This window comes from Paucibacter sp. XJ19-41 (genome assembly GCF_028462495.1).
Lineage (GTDB): Bacteria > Pseudomonadota > Gammaproteobacteria > Burkholderiales > Burkholderiaceae_C > Roseateles_E.
The window spans coordinates 1-5699 of sequence record NZ_JAQOWX010000194.1 but is presented as its reverse complement, the minus strand read 5'-3'; the positions used below and the strand labels follow the sequence as shown (position 1 = coordinate 5699).

At 70.7% G+C, this 5699-nt stretch carries 5 protein-coding genes; 1 reads left to right on the top strand and 4 read right to left on the bottom strand.

Features of this window, described 5'->3' with window-relative positions; all coding sequences use genetic code 11:
- On the bottom strand, positions 1 to 1134 hold a 1134-nt coding region (gshA, locus tag PO768_RS27530; RefSeq protein ID WP_272648605.1), incomplete at its 3' end, for a glutamate--cysteine ligase.
- A 58-nt stretch (positions 1135 to 1192) separates the two neighbouring features.
- Positions 1193 to 2128 (bottom strand): MBL fold metallo-hydrolase, encoded by a 936-nt coding sequence (locus PO768_RS27525; protein ID WP_272648604.1) that lies wholly within the window; start codon positions 2126 to 2128, stop codon positions 1193 to 1195.
- A gap of 60 nt (positions 2129 to 2188) precedes the next feature.
- Here PO768_RS27525 and PO768_RS27520 point away from each other — a divergent pair, with 60 nt between their 5' ends.
- Entirely contained in the window at positions 2189 to 4759 is a 2571-nt protein-coding gene (locus tag PO768_RS27520; protein WP_272648603.1) for a hybrid sensor histidine kinase/response regulator, read from the top strand.
- On the opposite strand, the gene PO768_RS27515 is transcribed toward PO768_RS27520, so the two are convergent.
- Both PO768_RS27515 and PO768_RS27510 read right to left on the bottom strand, forming a co-directional pair.
- Positions 4748 to 5194 carry a VOC family protein gene (locus tag PO768_RS27515; protein WP_137945479.1) on the bottom strand — a complete coding sequence of 149 codons (447 nt, stop codon included), beginning with the start codon at positions 5192 to 5194 and terminating at the stop codon, positions 4748 to 4750. The two genes, PO768_RS27520 and PO768_RS27515, sit on opposite strands and share 12 nt — an antisense overlap.
- Before the next feature lie 72 nt (positions 5195 to 5266).
- On the bottom strand, positions 5267 to 5699 hold a 433-nt coding region (locus PO768_RS27510), incomplete at its 5' end, for a helix-turn-helix domain-containing protein (protein WP_272648602.1).

Below are 5699 nucleotides of genomic sequence, written 5' to 3'. Positions count from 1 at the left end.
CGCGCCGCCGCGGGCCAGGCGCAGGCCGGGCTCGCGGCCGCGGGCGGCGGTCAGGTGCTGGTTGCTGGCCAGCGCGGCGATCTCGTCGGGGCTGTCCGGCGGGCTGTCGGTCTGCAGGCAGTGCAGGAGGAAGATGTCGAGGAAGCGCATGGTCTGGGCATTGATGCCCAGCGGCTCGAAGGGGTCGAGGTCCATGCAGCGCACCTCGACGTATTCGACACCGCGCTCGCGCAGCGCGTGCAGCGGGCGTTCGCCGGAGCGGATCACGCGCTTGGGGCGTATCGTGCCGTAGAACTCGTTCTCGATCTGCAGCAGCGTGGGGCTGAGCTGGTTGTAGTCGCCGCCGACGCCACGCACGCCCAGCTTCTCATAGGCCGGATAGGGCCGGGTCAATGCCTCCTGCAGCGAGGCCGCGTAGCTCTCCAGGCTGTTGTAGCTGACCGAGAGCGAGGCCTGGGCGTCGCTCTGGTAGCCCAGCCGCCCCATGCGCAGCGAGGTGCCGTGGGGCATGTGATAGGTGTGCGTGCCCAGCGGATGCAGCTCGTGCGCGCGGCCTTCGACAAAGCTCGAACACAGGGCCGGCGAGGCGCCAAAGAGATAGAGCAGCAGGAAGGAGTGGCGGCGGAAATTGCGGATCAGGCCGAAGTACTGCTCGGTCGTGACGCCCGGCAGCGACCAGTTGTAGTGGATGCCCGAGATGGTCTGCATGCGCCGGCCATAGCGCTGGCCCAGGCCCATGCGGTAGACGCTCTTGGCGCGGCCGACATTGGAGTGGCCGTAGCGGCCCAGCGGAATGGTTTCGTCGGTCGGCAGGCCGCAGGGCATGGAGCCGACCCACAGACGCTCCTGACCCTCGGCCTGCAGGGCCTGGTAGACCGACTGATGGACCTCGCGCAGCTCGGTCAGCGCGGCCTCGACATCGGCATGCACGCCGGTGATCAGCTCCAGCTGCGATTCGCTGAAATCGGTGGTGATATGGGGGTGGGTCAGGGCCGAGCCCAGTGCCAGCGGGTGCGGGGTCAGGGCCAGGCGCCCATCGGGCCGCGCGCGCCGGCTTTCCTTCTCGATGCCGCGTCGAATGCCTTGTAATTGTGCGGCCGCAGCTGGCTGCGGCCTGTTTTTGGTCTCGCTCATGCGACGGTCCCCTTGTTCTAGCGAGCGCGGAAGTTAACAGAAGCGCGTGACCGGCGCTTTAGTCCTTCTCCTGCTCCATCAGCAGATAGGTGTTATAGGCGTTCATGCGGTTGGCCAGCTTGAACAGCGGCAAGGCCTCGTAGCGCGACCAGTCGGTGGCAGCATAGACCTCGTCGAAGGGCGTCATCTCACGCGCCGCCCGGCCCATGGGGGCGCGCAGATAGGCCCGATAGTCGCGGGTCAGCCGCAGGTCCTGCAAGGCTTCGGTGGAGGCCGGGCCGTGGCCTGGCACGATGACGGCGGCCGGACGGGTCAGCAAGCGGTCCAGCGAGGCCACCCAGCGCCGGCTGTCGGCCTGGCCGACAAAGGGGATGCGGCCGCGGAACACCAGATCGCCGGCGAACAGCAGCTTGTCGGCCGGCAGCCAGACGCTCAGGTCTTCCGGCGTGTGGGCCGGCCCGACCGGGATCAGCTGGATCTCCAGCCCTCCCAGGCTCAGCCGGGTTTCGCGGTCCACCCATTGATCGGCCGCCACCAGCGTGGTGCCGGGCTCCACCAGGCCCTCGGCGATGCTGGCCTGCAGGCGCTGGGCGGCGGTCTCGCTGTTCAGGTACTCGCGCGCCGCCTGGTGGGCGATGATGCGCGCCCCGGCCTTCTTGAACTCCTGCAGGCCGTAGATATGGTCGGCATGGTAGTGAGTCAGGATCACATGGCTCAGCGGTTTGGGGCTGAGCGTCTTGATGACTTGCAGCAGCTCGCGCGCCAGCGCCGGCGAGCCCAGCGCGTCGACCAGCACCAGGCTGTCGGCGGTCTCGATCAGACCGGCATTGGAGATGTTGTTGCGGTTCTCGCGGCTGCCGGCGGCCGACAGGCCCTCGAACATCCAGACATGGGGCGAGAGGCGCTGCGGGGTCAGCGGCGCGGCCTGGGCCGGCGCGGCGCCGATCAGCAGGGCCAGGGCCAGCAGCGGGGCAGCAAGAGAGTGCGGTGACATGGGCCTGGAGCGTAGCAGGCCCGGCCTCGCTACACTCGGACGCAGCACAATCGATGGTCCATGATGGAAGCGTTCTGGCGTCAGGCAAGGCAAGCGGCGCTGCGCGTCTGGCGACAGGATGCGGCGGCGCTGCGCTGCGAGCCCAATGCGGCGGCGCTGCAATGGGCCGGGGGCCTGGACGCGTCCGACCCGGCCTGGCTGGCGCTGGCGCAGGCGGTGCTGCAGGCCCCCGACGACGCGGTGCGGCCCTGGCGACTCGGCAGCGCGGACTTCGAGGGTCAGGCCTTGCTGGTCGAGGACGGTGCGCTGCTGTGGTGGCAGGCGGCGGCCATCGACCCGAGCCTGGCGCAGGCCGTGCAGCTGGCCGGGCTGTCGATCTGGCGGCTCGACACGCAGACCGAGCGCATCAGCTACGACCCCTATGGCGCCGGCCCCACCGGCATGCCGTCGCCGCAGCAGGGTGTCGCGCTGGGCCTGGTGCGCGAGCGCATCCATCCCGATGACCGAGAGGCCGTCCGGCGCGCCAGCGCGGCCGCGATAGAGGGCCAGGCGCGCGTCGACACGCTGGCCCGCTACCGCCAGGACGACGGCCGCTGGTGCCCGGTGCTGACCCGCCGCGTGGCCCAGCGCGACGCCGCCGGCCGGCTGCTGGGGCTGCTGGGCGTCTCGCTCGATCTCAGCGTGCTGGTCGCGGAGCGCGAGCGCATGGTCTCGGCGGCCGAGGCGGCGGGCCTGGGGCTGTGGAGCCTGCATGGCAACGACGGCCGGCCCGAGTGGAACCTGCCGATGTACCGCATCCACCACTGCGATCCGACGAAGCCGCCGCCCAGCCAGGCCTTCTGGTGGGCCCACCATGTGCACCCGCTGGACCGCGAGCGCCTGAAGCGCGAGTACCGCGAGGCCGAGACCCAGGGCGAGATCAGCCATCAGAGCGAGTTCCGTGTGCTGACGCCCGAGGGCCGGGTGCGCTGGGTCCACAGCTGGACCCGGCACGAGCTGCGCGACGGCCGGCACACCGCATATGGCCTGCATCTGGATGTGACCGACCGGCGCGGCGTCGAGTTCGAGCTGCAGCAGGAGCGCGAGCGCACGCTGTTCGCGCTCAGCGCGGCCGGTGTCGGCGTCTGGCGGCGTGTCGATGCGCAGCACAGCTACTGGAGCGAGGTGATGTACCGGCTGCGCGGCCTCGACCCCGCCGACCCGCGCCCTATCGATCAGCTGGCCGAGCTGTGCCTGCATCCGGAGGACCGTGCCGCCTGGGCCGAGATCTCGGGCCGCTACCAACGCGGTGACAGCGAGGCGGTGCTGGAATGGGAGTTCCGCGTGGTCTGGCCCGATGGCTCGGTGCATTGGCTGGTCAGCCGCGGCCGCACCGTGCGCGATGAGCAGGGCCGGCCGAGCTACCGCACCGGCATCAATGTCGACGTGACCGGGCGCCACCAGGCCCAGGCCCTGCTGCTGGAGAGCCAGCGCCTGGAGCAGCTCAAGCGCACCCAGTCCGAGTTCCTGGCCCGGGTCAGCCATGAGTTGCGCACGCCGCTGAACGCGGTGCTCGGCTTCGCCCAGCTGCTGGCCTATGACGCCAGCGAGCCGCTGAGCGAGCGCCAGAGCGAGCGCCTGGCCCGCATCGATGCGGCCGGCCGCCATCTGCTGGCCCTGATCGACGATGTGCTGGACCTGGCCCGCATCGATGTGGACCAGCAGCCGCTGGCCGACGAGCCGGTGTCGCTGCAGGCGCTGGCCCAGCAGGCGCTGGAATGGGTGGCCGCGCCGGCCCAGGCCGCCGGCATCGCGCTGCGCCTGGCCGAGCCGCAGCTGCCGGGCCGGGTACGGGCTGATCGCCGCCGGCTTGGCCAGGTGGCGATCAATCTGCTGACCAATGCGATCAAGTACAACCGCGCCCAGGGTTGGGTCGAGGTCGGCACGTTGGCGCGCGGCCGCTCCGAAGACGGGCCGGCGCAATGGGCGCTGGTGGTGCGCGACAGCGGGCGCGGCCTGGCGCCGGAGGTGCGCCAGCGCATCTTCGAGCCCTTCAACCGGCTGGGCGCCGAACTCGAGGGCATCGCGGGCACCGGCATCGGCCTGGCCATCGTGCGCCAGCTGACCGAGCGCATGGGCGGCCAGATCGAGCTGCTCAGCGAGCCCGGGGTCGGCAGCGAGTTCCGCATCTGGCTGCCGGCCGACCAGGAGGGCACGCGCCCGGCACCGCTGGACGAGCTGCCGCCGCTGATGGCGACGCAGCCGACGCATGCCGGAGCGCAGGCACGGCTGAAGCTGCTGTGCATCGAGGACAACCCGACCAATCTGCAGCTGGTGCGCGAGCTGCTGGCGCTGCGCCCGGCGGTGGCGCTGAGCACGGCCGACACCGGCCGTGCCGGCATCGCGCTGGCCTTGCAACTGCGCCCCGATGTGGTCTTGCTGGACATGCAGCTGCCCGATCTGCACGGCAGCGAGGTCTTGCGCGCGCTGCGCCGCTCGCCGGCCCTGAGCGCCTGCCGGGTGATCGCGCTGTCGGCCAATGCGATGCCGGCCGATATCGAGGCCGCGCGCGCCCAGGGCTTCGACGACTACTGGACCAAACCGATCGAGCTGGCGCGCTTTCTGCGCGGCATCGATGCCTTACTGGCCTGATCCGAACAGCGCGTCATAACGGCGCTGCATCTCCTGCGGCGTGACGTCCTCCAGATGATGGCCGATATTCCACAAATGGCCGAAGGGGTCGCGCACGGTGCCCGAGCGCTCGCCATAGAACTCGTCCTGGGCCGGCCTGATCAGCGTGGCGCCGGCCTCGACGGCGCGCGCGATCAGCGCATCGCAGTCGTCGACATGCAGGTGGATCGAGAACGAGGTGCCGCCTATCGTTTCGGGCCCGACACAGCCGATCTCCGGGTACTCGTCCGAGAACATGATCACCTGGCCGCCGAAGTCCAGCTCCACATGACCGACCCGGCCGCCGGGCTCGGTCAGGCGAAACAGCTCGGTGGCGCCGAAGGCGCGGCGGTAGAAATCGATGGCCTGCGCGGCATGGCGCACGCGCACTTGGGCGAACACTTCCTTGATGGTCATGAGCGGGCTCCGCAGTGGATCTGGGCCCCACCTTAACGCGCCGCGTCGTCGCCGGCTTGAAGGAATTTGACCTCAGGCCTGCGGCATGGGCACATGATTGATCTGCGCCGGCGCGATGCGGCGGTAGGCGCCGGGCGTCAGTCCGGCGATGCCGCTGAACTCACGGCTCATATGGGCCTGGTCGCTGTAGCCGGCGTCCAGCGCCAGCTGGGCCAGCGGCCGCGCGGGGTCGGCGGCCAGCGCCGCCAGCAGGGTCTGGAAGCGCTGCATCCGGCAGAAGGCCTTGGGCGTCAGTCCGACTGCGGCGCCGAACAGCGCATTGAAATGGCGGTGGCTGAAGCCGCTGGCCTGCACCACCGCGTCGACGCGCTGCCCCCGAGCGAAGGCCGCCAATGCAAAGGCCACTGCGGCCGGCAGCCGCGGCTGCGGCGTCGCCAGCCGCGCCAGCAGCGCCAGCAGCGCCGCCTCGAACAGATCCAGCACCCGCAGCGGCGCGGCCTCGGCC

What these genes read in the sequence shown, in the direction of transcription:
- PO768_RS27525 (WP_272648604.1), bottom strand. Translation starts at nt 2,128, where the DNA reads ATGTCACCGCACTCTCTTGCTGCCCCGCTGCTGGCCCTGGCCCTGCTG.
- PO768_RS27520 (WP_272648603.1), top strand. Translation starts at nt 2,189, where the DNA reads ATGATGGAAGCGTTCTGGCGTCAGGCAAGGCAAGCGGCGCTGCGCGTC.
- PO768_RS27515 (WP_137945479.1), bottom strand. Translation starts at nt 5,194, where the DNA reads ATGACCATCAAGGAAGTGTTCGCCCAAGTGCGCGTGCGCCATGCCGCG.